Raw genomic sequence first — 15,536 nt, 5'->3', positions numbered from 1 at the left:
TGACAAAATTTTTATGGTTAGTATGGTAATTTGGAAACAGAAATCAGCTTAATCTATGAAAACCTTATCAGAGGAGTGATGTAAGTGAGACAAAATGTTTACGATAATCCGAATTTCTTCAAAAACTACACAGCGTTGCGTGAAAGTGGAATAAATGCTAATGACTTCATAGAACAGCCAGCAATCAAATCATTAATTCTGTGTTTGAAAGGAAAATCGGTACTAGACTTGGGTTGCGGTGATGGTCATTTTTCAAAGTATTGTATAGAAAATGGTGCAAAAAACGTAATAGGTGTAGACATATCCAAAAATATGATTGAACGTGCTAAAAAGTTAAATCAGGATGATAACATAGAATTTATGTGTCTTCCTATGGAGGATATGGGACTAGCCAATCAAAAGTTCGACCTGATTATAAGTTCCCTCTCTATACATTACATTGAAGATTACTCGGCAATGATTCAAAAGATTAATGAATTATTAAAAAGCGGTGGTGAATTTATCTTTTCAACCGAACACCCAATAGCAACAGCTCGCAAAGGAAGCAACCATTGGATAAAAACTGAGGATGGTAATAAATCACACTGGGCATTAGATAATTATCAAGAAGAAGGAATCAGAGTACACAACTGGTTTGTTGACGATAGTGTGGTTATTTATCATAGAACCGTTGCTACATTAATAAATACTTTAATTGAACACGGGCTTTCGCTGGATAAAATAATCGAACCGCAATCAACTTTGGCAGGGATAGAGAAAATGCCAGATTTAATAAACGAATCGCGAAGTCCATCTTTTATTATAATCAAGTCAAAAAAACAAAATAATCTTTAAAAATATTTACCGCAATCTGGGAGCTTTTATTGAATTACGAAAACAGCCGTTTCACTAAGGAATGGCTGTTTTTTTAAAGAACATAACCGAAAGCCGTTAAACTGTATGCGTTCAAGTTGCTATCATTTTGTAATTATTTTATAAAAGAGGTTGTGAAAATATTGAACATAGGAGTGAGTGAAAATGGCATATTTACTACAAGTTGATTTTCCGTTTGAAGGTCCTTTTGGTGAAGAAATGGAAAAAGCATTTTTGAATTTAGCAAAAAGTATTAATGAAGAAGACGGATTCCATTGGAAAATATGGACGGAGAATCAAGAAACGCAAGAAGCAGGAGGCATCTATGTATTTGAAGAAAAACAAGATGCTGAAAAATACGCCGAAATGCACAAAAATAGACTGCAAGCATCTGGTGTTAAAGATATTAGAGTAAGAATTTTTCACATCAATGAAAAGTTAACTAAACTGAATCGTGGTTATAGTAAATATTGAGGGACACGGAATTCAAAAAAGGAGGGGGTAATCCCTTCTTTTTTTGAATTGATGCTACAGAAAGAATAGCGTGGTTTTTAATTTAGGGTCATCTCTTTTTGATAGTTTGATATCGATGTGACAATACCCCATTATTGTTTTTCAGACTTCCCTTGTTCTAGAATGTATGCTTCTTCTTGTTCCGGTGTCGCTAATTCGTATGCTTGACCAGTGCTGTTATTGTCCAATTCCCATAATAAATTATGCTCCTCAACGGATTGAGAGAAATCGCCTTCATACCAACGAATCAAAATCTTGAGGTACTGTTCTTTATGTTGTAAAGTTCCACTATTACTTTCATCAATTACTCGACGTACTGCTTCGATGTTTTCTGGAGTCATTTTAATAAATCCTTGCTTTTCGTGAGATAATACTTTTTGATGAGTCATTTTGTGCATTGCATTGATTATATGACGATCAGAATTGAGGTCAAGTATTACCTCTTCACCTTTAATTCTATCAGTCTGCTTTTCCTTAACGTCTGAACCTGCATACGTACCGACTTTATAACCAGTAAAAATACCAACTGCTATAGCAATAACTAAGCTTGATGTGATTTTAATCCACTTTTTCAAACCTCGTACCCCCTTTTTATTGAAGTGTACCATAAAAGAAGAGCTGTATATCCCTATCTATTTGTTTAATCTACATAAAGTATCATTATCAGTCAATAGATGCATACCGTCTTACTTCGGATGGTATTGCGAATAAGTCAAATTTGTTATCGGCGTTAGTTAGTACCGGCGATCCTTATCGAAAAGGAAAGACTTGTGATTGTATAACGGAAGTCATTTTAGAAAGAAGTAAAGCTTTAAAGGCTGCTGGTTATGAAACTGTAGGACGTTTTAGGTCGTAAAAATAAAAAAGGATAGTAGTAAGTTATCCTTTACACTTCAACTTGCTGAAGTGGCGAGATATACGTATCATTATGATTGTAAGACTGAAGGACTTCCTGGATATTATCATGATGTAAAAAGTTTCAAAGAAGTAAAAGAGTTACAATAAAACTACTTCTAATAGGGTCACTATACCCTTATGGGAAAAGGGGGGAGACTTTTATTTGTGAAAAGATTTCTATTGGTTCTTCAAGGTTGTTTTTGGTTAAATATTTGCTTGCTACCTCTCTCTTTTTTTATAGGTGTGATGGCAACAGATCCTCCTGACAGTACTGAATTTGATTTTTGGAAAGGATTTCTCTTTATTCAAGGAATTCCTCTTATCGTATTTGTTATTGGCTTCTTTATCTTAGTTGTAATAAATAATAAAAAAATATTAATTTATAATAGTGTTGTTCTTATGTAAGAATACGGATGTGTTTACATTTTGTTAAATTGGTATATAAGAAGCCAAAAGGACAGAAGATAAAAATGATTTTTACAAAACTAAGAAAATATAAACTAATTCTATAGGTTCTGTAATTAAGTCAACGTTGCAGTGTAGTTTAATGGGAAATGTTATAATATTAATAAAATTTTAGAAATGTAGGGTGAAAAATGAAGAGTATTAAAAGATTGATTCAAGTCATCTTAGTAAGTACATCAATCTTAATTCTTAGTGGATGTTTCTCTAATTTCTCTAAAGATGATTTGAATCAACCAATACAAAAATATTTAAAAACAAACTATGGAATACAAGGTGGGTTTTCTGTTGTTGAGACAGATAATTATTGGTTTCAAGGGGTTGACCATCAAACTTATGTAGAAATGAAAAAGCCATATCGTGCTTATCCGTTTCTAATGATTGAAAGAGGTACTTGGAAAATTTTAAATGATGACAGTGACGATATCTATCTTGAACAATTCAAGGGTGCATATATTGAGCAACATCCAGAAGTAGTTCAAGTAATTGAACAAATCATAAAAAAATATGGATTAGTGAAATATCCTAATAAATTTATTTCGGTAGAGAATGGTCCTGTTTATATATTTCCTTACGACAACCTTGAGTTTAATATAATTTATTCTCAAGAACTACTTGATGATTTTAAAAAGACCCAAAAGATAGATACTACTAAACTTTTACCTACATTAATACCAAGTGACCCCCGACGTGAAAATTATAATGTCAGGTATTTAGGTGTAGTAAATTTTCTATTTAAATTTGACATGTCTAAAACTATTCCAAAGGCCCAAGATCTAATTGAGGACTTTCAAAAAAGTGGAGTATTAACAAAAGGGATATACAACATAGATATGTTAGTAGATGATTCAAATGGGGGATCGGAATATAATAATGTAGCTTTGTTTGAAGTTGATGAAAATGGTAAATACACTATAATTGCTTCTCCTAAATACGGTGAGTTAGAGAACACTTACTTTTATGGTGATTACGCAGCTAAAAAAAATATAAAATAGAACTTTAGGTTGAATTATCACAAAGAATTATTGACTTAATTCAGTAGCATGTAGTCTATTAAAAAGTACAATCTTTTTTTTTAACACTATAGAAACAACTATATTTTAACCCCGTCCTTAAATTAGCACGGGGTTATGCTTGTTTTTGGTTTTAAAAATTTAGTAGATTTATTGTCCTTTTACACTTTAAATTAGAAATTGCTGTATTACAAATAAAAAGGATCCGATATGAGCATCAGATCCTTTTTCTCTTAGTATACTTATTTCACTGCCTCTTTCAATTCTTTTCCAGCTTTAAATGCAGGTGCCTTTGAGGCAGCAATTTGCATTTCTTCACCTGTCTGCGGGTTACGACCTGTTCGTGCAGATCTTTCACGTACTTCAAATGTACCGAATCCAAGAATCTGTACTTTCTCTTCATTTGCAAGAGCTGTTGTTATAGCGTCTAATACAGCTTGTGTCGCTGTCGCAGCATCTTTTTGCGTAAGTTCTGCTTTATCGGCAACTGCTTTTGTTAATTCTGTTTTATTCATTTTCTGCACCTCTTTATATGTAATTAGGGATTATTATAACGTTCCTATACTCCTAGTGCAATTATTAATAACATATAAAGAAAGCACCACATCACCACCGAGCAATGAAAAACAAATAGCCCAAATCGAAAATATAAGACGTTTTTTTTCAAAAATACATGGAATCTACATCCTGGTTTATTATAAAATTCTTAAGTTGATGGGAATGGATTAAGACTTCGAAATATCATGCTTTCGTATCAAATAACAAACATTAAATGGACTTTAAATTTGATTCGCAGGATATCTCTTTTTCACAAGATCTTCGATGTTAATTGCTTTTTTGATTTCTTCTGATGATAACCAGGAAATATAATTTGTTCCATTCTTATTGGTTAAATAGATATTATATTTTTTATTATATAGTTCTTCCTTAAGGATTTTGGTTACCTTGATCAAATCCTCAACTAAAGGTGGATTGTATTCTAATTCATTACTACTGGTATTAATAACTAAATTCACCTTATATGTCGGCCCATCGCCATCAGGCATATTTGAATAAGTAATACCTTCAATTGCAAAACGATCGTTTTGAATTTCATGTAATCTTTCTTCTACTTTTGTTTGAGTTTTAATCCAATTTTCCAAATGAATATCAATGGCATTGTTCATTGTTTTTTTCATTGCTAGTAACAGTTCTTCTTTTGTTATCTTTTTTTGCACATCTTTAAAAGGTCCACCTAAAGATTCACCAGTATGATCCTTAATTTCAATCTCTGCTATCTTTTTATTATTCTCCTGAATGAGTTGAAATAGAGCATATAAACGATCTAATTCTACTGAATTCAATTGGCTAAAGTCAATCTCGTTACTCATTTGCAAAGTTAATAATAATTCATTAGTTGGTTTTCCTTCATCTGGATCTTTACTATCTAAAATATATTGAAGAGCATTTTCCGTTTCAGATTCCACGTAGCCTAATTTTTTCATTTCTTCTAGTGTTGGTTTGAATTTCTTATATTCCTCATATGTTTTTTTTCCGTATTGGTATTCATCACCTACTGGATATGAATAGAGGAGACCTTGTACCTTTACTCGGAATTTTAGATATTTGTTATTTTTTTCTTGCACAGTATGGTAGGTATTACCACCATTATTTTCATTTATCGGGCTCCAATCTGTTACAACAACATCAATACCGTGTTTTTTTTTTATATATTCTTGTACCTCAGCTCCATTTTCTTGATTACAACCACTTAGACATAAGAAACATAATACTAGCAATATTACATGCTTCAAACTTTTCATATAAGCACTCCCTACGTAAGAATTAATTCTTGAATGTGCAGTACACTACAAAACCTTCTTTTCCTTAGTCATATACTTTATCTTTTATATAGTTTGAATCTTAAATTATTTAAGTTCCTGACGTTTCCAACTATACAGCTTGAAGTATTACTGTCTTAACATATGTAACTTAGTTGTTTTAAGCTCTTTCTCAATTCTATAAGCATATTCATTGGGCTCATATGTAAAACGTACATTCATACCATGGTATCTATTTTACTATAAAATCTAGTTCTATTATTAAAATGTTCCTTTTTTGTTTCCTAGTATAGATGTTCCTTCTACTTCAATGAGGGAGGATTTATGGAAGGACATTATACAATTTCAAGTTATGCACCATATATAAGAAGAAAAAACATAGCTACAAACTTAATGTAACGAAATTCGTATATATGAATATTTTTTATTTAAAATCACTAATGATAATGTTATACTACTATCAACCAAGAAGAATCCAACAAACTATGATTAATCACTACATCTTCTTTTATAGCATGTCAACGTAAAAAAGACACTTTCCATTGTGTCTTTTTTTACGCTTTAAGATGAATACATTGACTCAATACTTATATTTGGGGTAGCACCACATTAAGAAAAGAAATAGAAGAGAACATCCTATTTCTTTTTATTAATATAATAAAATGTAATTACTAAATCCAAAGTAATGATAATAATTAGAAGTGATAGGTGTATAAGCGCATCAGTTTTTCCGTTTAGTAAAGACTTTATAAAGAAATCCCATTCGGTTTCATAGGGAGGCTCTGACCAATTTCGTTGCATTCCTAACACCATTCCATTTATGAAAAAGATAATACTTAATAGGATCCTTCCAACAAATACGGCAGCCACTTTTATATTCCAGCGCTGTATCTTAATTATATACAGGATTGGAAATAGTATAAGTATCCAAAAAATAATAATATAGATTGTATTTATCATTCTTTACTACTAATAAAATGATTGTTTTTAATATAGGTAAGCCTTCGGATTGAAGGTATGTTTTATTGTTACTAGTTAAAAAAAGGGCCGGAATTCCGGCTCCTTTTCTATCTTAAAGTCTTACTTTATCTCTCCGTCTCGAAAAACTCAATCCATTCTCCATCAGGACCAGCGAAGAATATGTAACGTGTTCCATCTGGTAATGTTTCAATTTCTTCTCCTAGTAAAAAGGTTACTCTGTGTTTCTGTAGTCTTTCGATTTCATCCTCTAATGAATCCACTTTAAAACAAATGTGATGTACTTTTCCTTCTGCCGGAAGGGAAGAGTTGTAACCTTCAATGAGTTCAAGTATCGTTTCTTTCGATTCTTCCACACCTAAAAAAGCGAGTTTTAAGTCTGGATTTGGGTGCCCCATACGTTTAATGAGCTGTAAGCCAACTACTTCTTTATAAAATGAAATAGATGTTTCTAAGTTTGTAACCATAAGTCCAACGTGTTCGATTCGTCTAACTGGCATGTGGATTCCTTCTTTCTGAAAATTATATACAATATATTATTGAAAATTAAGAAAATAAGCAAGATAAAAACCTTACAAATTTTAGCGTGTTATATGGTATAGTGAGAAAGTATGTTTGGGGAGAAGGAAGGAGATTATACGATGAATACAACTACTCAAACTCCTTCATTATCGGAAACAATGAAAGAGTGGCATTATGCATTAGCATATGAAATTAAACATTGGAAAACGATAGGTGGTAGTAAAATCTCTATCATTAACGGTCGTTTTTTATATACAGATTATGAAAGTACAGTATACGTATTTCAGCTTATTTCGGAAGTAAGCTTACCTGAAGGTTCACCAATTCGAATTGAGTTCGATGGTGAGGAAGCGACAGGGGAAGTATTATCTGTACATGGATTAGAAATAGAACTGAAATTAAATGATTATATACAAGGTGAAATACGAGAAGCGGTTTTATACAGTGAACCGTGGCAATTGTTAGAACAACTACAAGAGCGATTGAAAGAGGCACATAAAGATAAGCTAAAACGAAATCGTATAAAGCGTCTTGTTGATGGGACGAGCAGTCCGAAACATATTGAAAAGATGAAAAATACGAAAAATGAATTGGCGTATCGTTCTTTTTACAATCCAACAACGTACGTGTGGGGACCACCGGGAACAGGGAAGTCTTACAATTTATCGCGTATTATTTCTGCTCATTATCAAAAAGGAAAATCGGTACTTGTGTTAGCTCATAGTAATGCGGCAGTAGACGTATTAATGAGTGAAGTAACGAAGCAAATTGAGAAGAAGAAGAAATGGACGCCTGGAGAAATTGTTCGTTACGGTTATAGTCAACATGAACATATACGAAATCATGAAACGTTACTTGCATCGAAGTTAGTTGAAACGACGAATGGATCTTGGGGAGAAGAAAGACTCTATTTAGAAGAGACGCGACAAGATCTTCGTGAAAAGATTTTATCATATAAAGCGACTTCTGCTGATAAGAAGCGTATACAAGAGATTGAAAGTGATCTTCGAAAGCAAAAAGCGAAAATTAAAGAAGTAGAAAAAGAATACATTGAAAATGCGAAAGTAATCGGTGCGACTTTATCGAAATGTGCAATTGATTCACTTATTTATGAGCGTACATTTGATTTAGTTGTCGTAGATGAAGTAAGTATGGCTTATGTTCCGCAAATCGCATTAGCTGCTTCACTTGGGAAACGTATTGTCGTTTGTGGTGACTTTTTACAGTTACCTCCGATTGCGATGGCGAACCATGAACTCGTTCGAAAATGGCTCGGTGAAGATATGTTTTATCATGCAGGGATTGTTGATTCTGTAAATAAATCAGAAGCACATCCGAACCTTTTTATGCTGCAGGAGCAAAGACGTATGCATACGGATATATCTAAGTTTACGAATTCATTTATTTATAAAAATAGAGTGTACGATCATCCATCTGTTTCAGAGCGTAAAGAACTTGCGAAACTGCAACCGTTCGCAAATGAGGCGAGTGTTTTATTTGATACGAGCTTAATGGGAGCCTTTTCTTTAAAAGACGCTGCTTCCGGTTCTCGTTTTAATATTATGTCTGGTTTAGTAGCGATGCAAATGATGTTAATTGGATTGTTAGACGGTGTTCAATCTATCGGTGTAGTTACGCCTTACAGGGCACAGTCCCGCTTTTTATCAACGTGTATTAGAGAAATGTTGCAGAAAACGAAATATCAAAACATACCAGTTTTAGCGGCGACAGTTCATAAGTTTCAAGGGTCTGAAAGAGATATGATGATCTTTGATACGGTAGATAGTTATCCGCAAGAACGACCTGGCGTGTTATTCTTTGACCATAAAAATCATCGCCTCGTCAACGTTGCAGTGACAAGAGCGAGAGGGAAGTTCATTCAATTATCAGATTGCCACTACATGCGTAAAAATCTTTCGAGAAAACAAGCGTTATCGCAATTAACAGCTCATATAGAACGTCACGGAGATGTGTATGATCGCACGACATCAAGACAATTGTGGGAGCGAAAAATCTCGAAACGTTTACGCTGGTTTATGGAAATGAATCTTGAAGAGCCGAAAGGGTTATTGAAAGATATTTTAGCCGCAAAACGAAAAATTATCATTTCACTTCCAAGTACAAAGCAAGTGGATAAGCGAGTCTGGCAAGCGTTAATGCGTACAAATGCGCAAATAACAGTGTATAGTGATGGACCAGTTCCGTTAAAAAATGTAAAGTTACAAAGACAAAATAAAGCATTCCAGTTTATCGTAATCGATGATGAAATCTTTTGGGCAGGAGCACCTCTTACATCTCAAATGATGTTTGAAGGTAGTATGGAATTTCCGTACATATGTGCAAGATTACAAGCACCTGAAACAATTGGCGTATTAAAAGGGTTTTTAGATATTCGGTAAATTCAGATAGGAATTCCTTGACTTTTGCCTGGAATGAACTTAGAATGAAAATAATTTAATATAATTTTATGAAAATTCTTATCACGAGAGGTTGAGGGACTGGCCCTATGACACCTCGGCAGCGGATTCTGTATGAATACTGTGCCAATTCCAGCAAGGTAACTTGAAAGATAAGAAAGAAGCTCATTTTGACTGTATATACAGAAGCCTCTTTCTATCTTTTAGAAAGAGGCTTTTTTACGTGAAAATAAAAGGAGGAAGAAAAATGGGAGCGACAGGAGTAACGTCACAAAGAAAAACAATTGAAGAGAGTATAGAAAGAAATAAGGAAAAGTACATAGAAACAAGTCATAATATTCATGCGAATCCGGAGATTGGTAACCAAGAATTTTACGCATCAAGAACGTTAAGTTTGTTGTTAGGAAGCGCAGGATTTCAGTTGCAGCACAATATAGCTGGTCATGAAACAGGATTTATCGCGCGGAAAAGTTCCGGGAAACAAGGACCAGTTATCGCATTTTTAGCTGAGTATGACGCTTTACCAGGACTCGGTCATGCGTGTGGTCACAATTTAATCGGAACAATTAGCGTTGCAGCAGCGATCGCGTTATCAGAAACGCTTGAGGAAATCGGCGGAGAAGTTGTCGTGTTCGGAACACCAGCAGAAGAGGGCGGGCCAAATGGTAGCGCAAAATCGAGTTATGTAAAAGCTGGCTTATTTAAAAACATTGATGCGGCGCTTATGATTCATCCGAGCGGAAAAACAGCTCCAACGAGTCCGTCACTAGCAGTTGATCCACTAGATTTTCATTTTTACGGAAAAACAGCTCATGCAGCAGCCTCACCAGAAGAAGGAATTAACGCATTAGATGCGATTATCCAGCTGTATAACAGTATTAATGCACTTCGCCAACAACTCCCATCAGATGTGAGAATTCATGGTGTTATTACTGAGGGCGGAAAAGCACCTAATATTATTCCTGACTACGCCGCAGCAAGGTTCTTCATCCGCGCAGCAACGAGAAAAAGATGTGCGGAAGTAACAGAGAAAGTAAGAAACATCGCACAAGGAGCAGCGTTAGCAACAGGTACAAAAGTAAAAATTCATCAATTCCAAAATGAAATCGATGAACTACTCGTAACAAAAACATTTAATGACGTCGTAGCGGAAGAGTTAGAACTACTAGGTGAAGATGTAAACCGTAAAGAAAGAGTAGGAATTGGCTCAACAGATGCAGGAAACGTAAGCCAAGTCGTACCGACAATTCATCCGTACATTAAAATCGGTCCAGACGATTTAATTGCGCATACGAATGAATTTAGAGAAGCAGCACGTTCAGAACTTGGAGATAAAGCGCTAATCACATCGGCAAAAGCACTAGCAAATACAGCGTATCGATTAATTACAGAAGAAGGTTTGTTAGAGAAGGTGAAGGAGGAGTTTAGGGAGGCGCGGAAGAATCAAGGATAGGGAAGAAGGAGAATTATACTCGGGATTTTTTAGTAGGAAATTGAATGAAAAAAGAACCAGCCTATGGCTGGTTTTATTATATTATAAAAGAATTTTTCCACATACACTTCATATTTCTACCTTAGTACCCTCTTATCAGAACGACAATTTCTCTTCAAATTCACTCTTTAAAACAATTAAAGGAGATGATAATCCAAATTGCATTAAAGAGTCTAAAAATGCAGCGAGAGAATCCATCGAATCGCTCATGACTTTCATCATATAATTAAATTCCCCGCTAATTCGATATAAATCTGTTACTTCAGGAGCGGCATTACAATATTGGATGAAATCAGAGCATTGACTCGTTTTGAACATAATAAATGCTTGGATGTTTTTATTAATTTTGGAAGGCTCAAATTTCGTTCGGTAAGCAGCTATAACCCCTTGATCTTCAAGCTTGTTAATGCGTTCTTTTACAGCAGGTTGCGTCATGGATATAATTCGTCCTATTTCTGAAACGGAAATTCTCGCATTTTCATACAACAAGTTCATAATTTTATGATCAATTTCATCCAATTTTACTGCGTTTTGCATTGTGTAGCCTCCTCGTTTTATTTTCTAAAGTAAATCACAAATTATAACTATAATATCATAAGTGAAGGAACTAAATTACCTATAAATCTATATTTAAAATTAGTAGTATTTGCTTAAAAATATAAGTATAGGATTTATCCCGCTATTTGCGGGCAGTAAAACTCCCGCCTCAAAATTTAGCTGGAGCAAAGTGGTTAGGTGAGAGATTAACTGCCCGTAAAAGCCCGATTGGTGAGGGCTGATAATCAGTGGGGGATGAAGAAAACCCCCACTGATTAAAGTTTCACTTTATTAAACGAAAATTTAGGAAGGGTGGAAAAAATGAAGAATCTTGATGGGAAAGTAGCGTTAGTAACAGGGGCGAGTCGCGGTATTGGTCGTGCGATTGCGATGAGATTGGCAAACGACGGTGCATTAGTTGCAATTCACTATGGCCGAAATAAAGCAGCTGCAGATGAAACAATTAGTGAGATTGAATCTAATGGAGGAAAGGCATTCTTAATTGAAGCGGATTTCAATTCAATTGATGGTGTCAAAAAGATAGTAGAACAATTGAAGAATGAATTACAAATAAGAGTTGGTACATCAGAGATTGATATTTTAGTAAACAATGCAGGGATAGGTACACAAGGAACAATTGAAAATACGACAGAAGAAGTTTTTGATGAAATTATGGCCGTAAATATTAAAGCACCGTTCTTCTTAATTCAGCAAACATTACCATTACTACGAGCAGAAGGGCGCATTATTAACATTTCATCGGCCGAAGTACGAATCGGTTTTACAGGATCAATTGCATACGGTTTAAGTAAAGGGGCATTAAATACGATGACACTTCCTCTAGCTAAACATCTTGGAGAAAGAGGTATAACAGTGAATACAATTATGCCTGGATATACGAAGACAGATATTAATGCGAAATTGCTAGATAATCCGGAAATACGAAATTTTGCTACGAATTCATCTGTGTTTGGACGAATAGGGCAAGTTGAAGATATCGCAGGTGCAGTCGCATTCCTTGCTTCTTCTGATAGTCGCTGGGTAACAGGGCAAATTTTAGATGTTTCTGGAGGATTTTGTTTATAGGGGCACTACTTCATACACATCAAGCTAATATTTTCATATCCCCCTAAATTAAAATTTTCTTTCTCTACAGATAGCTATTTTGAGAAGCCGCTCATTTTTTCGTTTTGAGGGCATTTCTTTTTCTTAAGTTGATGGGTATGTATGGTGACCCCTATTAGACGATAGTGAATTAACAATTTCGGGGTTCAGTTCCACTTTATTCAAAATAAGATTTTTTTGCAGTAAAATCAATGTTAGTGGAACTTTTTTAATCAAACTTTTTTCTAAATTAAAATAAATCCTTGCAACATTTAAATTAGTACTATATAGTTCTAGTTATGAAAAAGGTAAAATTAATGAATCAAAAACGTGTGATTGAAGTAGCTGCAACATTATTTTTAGAAAAAGGGTTTGCTTATACAAGTATGGATGAATTAGTACGTGTAAGCAAAGTTTCAAAGTCTAATGTGTATTATCACTTTTCTAATAAGGAAGTATTATTAGAAGGGGTCGTTGATTATTGGATTGAAATGTATCAATCTGCAATTGATGACGTACTTTCTCAGAACCAATTTTTAGTTGAAGATCGTATCCAACTGTTTTTAAAGCAATTATCACAAGGAGTTCAGTCGAGAGAGTATAAGGGGAGCTGTCCATTTATTACTCTTTATATTCAAAGTCCTAAACAGGCCACGCAAATAAAAGAAAAAATAGGTCTTTTTTTTACAGGATTACAAAAGAAAGTTTCTCTATTACTTAAACAAGGGGTAGAGAATGGAGAATTCAGAAACACGATTAATATTGATGAGGTTGCATCACTTTTTATTACAAATCTTGAAGGAGCGTTATTTATTTCAGAAACATTGAAGGATGCAACTGTAATTACGAAAACAGCAGATCATTTTTTAAAATTGCTTCGATAAAAGAAGCATTTTTTTTACATCAAATTAGTACTAATTAGTACTAAAAAGGAGATTTTATATGAGAACAGTATTTTTAACTGGTGGAACAGGCTTTATTGGAAAGCAATTAGTAAAAGAATTAGCCAAAGAGGATGTTAAAATTCTTACTTTTAGTAAGGTCGAAAAGTAAAGCAACACGCATTTTTCAAGAAAGAGGCATCTTAAAAAAGGCAGTTATGCACTTTATTGAAGGTGATTTGACGAAAATAGATTTAGGTCTAAGTGCTGAAGATAAGGAGAGGGTATTGAAAACGGATGTGATTATTCACGCAGGAGGCCCCATGGATATTCAAGTGACAAGTAAAGAGGCAGCTTCCGTATTTTTAAATGGCGCCAAACATATTAGTGAATTAGCTAAAAGTATTCATCAATTGAAGGGCTTGCAACAATTTATTCATGTTGTAGGTTATATGAGTCCCTTTGATGATAAAAATAGCAAGATTGCAATTGATGTGTTTAAAGAAGGAAACAATTATTTGAAAATGAAAAATCCATATGAGAGAACAAAATTTTTAGCAGATCTTTATATCCGTCACCAGGCATCAGCAGTAGGTTATCCGCTTTCTGTAATTAATCCGCCAACTGTAGTGGGTAGTAGTAAAACAGGGAGTACAGAGCAGATAGCAGGATTAGGTTTGCTTGTGATGAGTATGCGAAGAGGGCTCATGCCAGTGATTCCTGGAGGTAAGGGATATAGGTTACCACTTATTTCAAACGATGAGCTTGCGAAGTTTATTGTGCAGGTTTTCAGATTGGAGCAACCGACTATACAAACATATACACTTGTTGAAGACAAACAGCACGATCAGAACATTGCTGAATTATTAAGTATTATGTCGGAAAGTATGAATATGAGGGCACCAAAAATCTCTGTCCCAATGCCACTTATGAAAGCAATTATGAATAGTGGAGTAAGTAAAATAACAAAAATTCCTTCTGATGGACTGAATTTTATTACAAAACGAAAATTTTCAAATGTTTCAGCGAAAAAAATTATGGGAGGAGATTGGTTTAAGAAGACGAGTGTAATGAAATTTTTCCCTGCCGTAGTAGCTGATCTGGATTATCGAATGATGTATCAAAATGGCCAGCATAATCATTTATTTAAACGAACATTATGCGATAACACTACCCTTTACCAATTACAAGGAGAGGGTAAACCGTTTATTTTATTACATGGTTTATTGAGTGATGGAGAGGATTTATTTCCTTTAGCACAAGAGCTTTATGAAAAAACTGGTCAACCTGTATGGATCTTGGATCTTCCAGGTTTGGGACGTTCTCCTTTTAAACAAGAGAAAAATCTTCTAGATATCTATTTGAATGTAGTGAAAAAGTTATTGGAGAAAGCTACTAATGGTGCACATCTAATTGGCCATTCATTCGGTGCGTTTATTCTTCTGGAAGCATTGGTACAAGAGTACATAGATAAGAAGTATTCAATCACTTTACTTCAGCCACCTGTTGCTAAAAAAAATGCTAAATCGCTAAATGTTCCCCAATTTATGAACAAATGGACATTAAAATTGGCAACTACTAATTTGATAGGGCGTTATTTATTAAGTAATGGTTTGTTTGAAAGTATGGAGAGCATCCCTGAACATTATATCGAAAAAATAAGTAACAGTTTTACTTCTCCTAGAATTTTAAATACTACGGTTCAGCTTAACAGTTTACTACTGAAAAACGATCAAGGTGATTTCAATGAAGTAACAAAGTATAATCTTCACATTATTTGGGGGGATTGTGACAGAGGCTATTCTGCTCCATCGCATCTTGGTAAGGTTGATTTTGTTCCATATGGCCATCATTTTCCTCTTAGCCATCCGAGTGAAACGGCAACATTAGTAATAAAAAATAGTAATACTAGCAGATGAGAGTGTGGGATAAATAAACAGTGTGTAGTAAGATCGTTGTGTCTTTGAAATAAAATAGTACTGTATGGGGTCCCACCCCACATCCATCAACTTAACGTATATTTTTATACAAAATGCGGTCTTTCCACG

At 34.3% G+C, this 15,536-nt stretch carries 14 protein-coding genes, 2 pseudogenes and 1 riboswitch; of the genes and pseudogenes, 10 read left to right on the top strand and 6 right to left on the bottom strand.

All coding sequences use genetic code 11. The annotated features are described in order from the left end of the window. The first annotated feature begins 84 nt into the window (after positions 1–84). Together CQ058_RS27160 and CQ058_RS27155 are read left to right on the top strand one after the other, a co-directional pair. Positions 85–834: a class I SAM-dependent methyltransferase gene (locus tag CQ058_RS27160; protein ID WP_002142407.1), complete on the top strand. Its 750-nt coding sequence runs from the start codon at positions 85–87 to the stop codon at positions 832–834. A gap of 183 nt (positions 835–1,017) precedes the next feature. Then, entirely contained in the window at positions 1,018–1,326 is a 309-nt protein-coding gene (locus tag CQ058_RS27155) for a monooxygenase (RefSeq protein ID WP_002142405.1), read from the top strand. A 131-nt stretch (positions 1,327–1,457) separates the two neighbouring features. Here the strand turns inward: CQ058_RS27155 and CQ058_RS27150 are convergent, their stop codons facing one another. Further along, positions 1,458–1,940 carry a PRK06770 family protein gene (locus CQ058_RS27150; protein ID WP_002190105.1) on the bottom strand — a complete coding sequence of 161 codons (483 nt, stop codon included), beginning with the start codon at positions 1,938–1,940 and terminating at the stop codon, positions 1,458–1,460. Between the two features lie 110 nt (positions 1,941–2,050). Between CQ058_RS27150 and CQ058_RS33090 the strand changes: the two are divergent. From CQ058_RS33090 to CQ058_RS27140, 3 genes and pseudogenes are all read left to right on the top strand, one after another. Continuing rightward, positions 2,051–2,212, top strand: a pseudogene (locus CQ058_RS33090) (glycoside hydrolase domain-containing protein); the annotation flags it as partial. Positions 2,213–2,427: 215 nt separating this feature from the next. Further along, positions 2,428–2,667, top strand: coding sequence for a hypothetical protein (locus tag CQ058_RS27145; RefSeq protein WP_002190104.1), 240 nt, complete (start codon positions 2,428–2,430; stop codon positions 2,665–2,667). Between the two features lie 191 nt (positions 2,668–2,858). Continuing rightward, complete coding sequence (locus CQ058_RS27140; RefSeq protein WP_002190103.1) at positions 2,859–3,719, top strand: hypothetical protein; 861 nt, start codon at positions 2,859–2,861, stop codon at positions 3,717–3,719. Positions 3,720–3,979: 260 nt separating this feature from the next. On the opposite strand, the gene CQ058_RS27135 is transcribed toward CQ058_RS27140, so the two are convergent. The 4 genes from CQ058_RS27135 to CQ058_RS27120 all read right to left on the bottom strand — a co-directional run bounded on the left by CQ058_RS27135 (position 3,980) and on the right by CQ058_RS27120 (position 7,035). Then, the gene (locus CQ058_RS27135; RefSeq protein WP_002190102.1) at positions 3,980–4,252 is read right to left on the bottom strand and encodes an HU family DNA-binding protein; all 273 of its coding nucleotides are present in this window, start codon (positions 4,250–4,252) and stop codon (positions 3,980–3,982) included. A 264-nt stretch (positions 4,253–4,516) separates the two neighbouring features. Continuing rightward, complete coding sequence (locus tag CQ058_RS27130; RefSeq protein ID WP_002190101.1) at positions 4,517–5,539, bottom strand: hypothetical protein; 1,023 nt, start codon at positions 5,537–5,539, stop codon at positions 4,517–4,519. A gap of 654 nt (positions 5,540–6,193) precedes the next feature. After that, complete coding sequence (locus CQ058_RS27125) at positions 6,194–6,517, bottom strand: hypothetical protein (protein WP_033728119.1); 324 nt, start codon at positions 6,515–6,517, stop codon at positions 6,194–6,196. A gap of 125 nt (positions 6,518–6,642) precedes the next feature. Continuing rightward, positions 6,643–7,035, bottom strand: coding sequence for a VOC family protein (locus CQ058_RS27120; protein WP_002190100.1), 393 nt, complete (start codon positions 7,033–7,035; stop codon positions 6,643–6,645). A gap of 111 nt (positions 7,036–7,146) precedes the next feature. On the opposite strand from CQ058_RS27120, the gene CQ058_RS27115 reads away from it, so the two are divergent. Together CQ058_RS27115 and CQ058_RS27110 are read left to right on the top strand one after the other, a co-directional pair. Further along, complete coding sequence (locus CQ058_RS27115; RefSeq protein ID WP_142396415.1) at positions 7,147–9,456, top strand: AAA domain-containing protein; 2,310 nt, start codon at positions 7,147–7,149, stop codon at positions 9,454–9,456. A 75-nt stretch (positions 9,457–9,531) separates the two neighbouring features. Beyond that, positions 9,532–9,633, top strand: a riboswitch (SAM riboswitch). 88 nt (positions 9,634–9,721) lie between these two features. Further along, positions 9,722–10,927: a M20 family metallopeptidase gene (locus CQ058_RS27110; protein WP_002192795.1), complete on the top strand. Its 1,206-nt coding sequence runs from the start codon at positions 9,722–9,724 to the stop codon at positions 10,925–10,927. Between the two features lie 135 nt (positions 10,928–11,062). Here CQ058_RS27110 and CQ058_RS27105 read toward each other — a convergent pair whose 3' ends face one another. Further along, positions 11,063–11,503: an Lrp/AsnC family transcriptional regulator gene (locus tag CQ058_RS27105; protein WP_001178569.1), complete on the bottom strand. Its 441-nt coding sequence runs from the start codon at positions 11,501–11,503 to the stop codon at positions 11,063–11,065. Positions 11,504–11,824: 321 nt separating this feature from the next. On the opposite strand from CQ058_RS27105, the gene CQ058_RS27100 reads away from it, so the two are divergent. From CQ058_RS27100 to CQ058_RS27090, 3 genes and pseudogenes are all read left to right on the top strand, one after another. After that, positions 11,825–12,589: an SDR family oxidoreductase gene (locus CQ058_RS27100; RefSeq protein ID WP_002142399.1), complete on the top strand. Its 765-nt coding sequence runs from the start codon at positions 11,825–11,827 to the stop codon at positions 12,587–12,589. 335 nt (positions 12,590–12,924) lie between these two features. Then, complete coding sequence (locus CQ058_RS27095; RefSeq protein ID WP_001072320.1) at positions 12,925–13,491, top strand: TetR/AcrR family transcriptional regulator; 567 nt, start codon at positions 12,925–12,927, stop codon at positions 13,489–13,491. 58 nt (positions 13,492–13,549) lie between these two features. Further along, positions 13,550–15,407, top strand: a pseudogene (locus CQ058_RS27090) (alpha/beta fold hydrolase). Positions 15,408–15,536: the final 129 nt, after the last annotated feature.

It is taken from the genome of Bacillus sp. MYb56 (assembly GCF_002976445.1).
GTDB classification, from domain to species: Bacteria; Bacillota; Bacilli; order Bacillales; family Bacillaceae_G; genus Bacillus_A; species Bacillus_A mycoides.
This window is presented reverse-complemented; position numbering and strand designations above follow the sequence as displayed.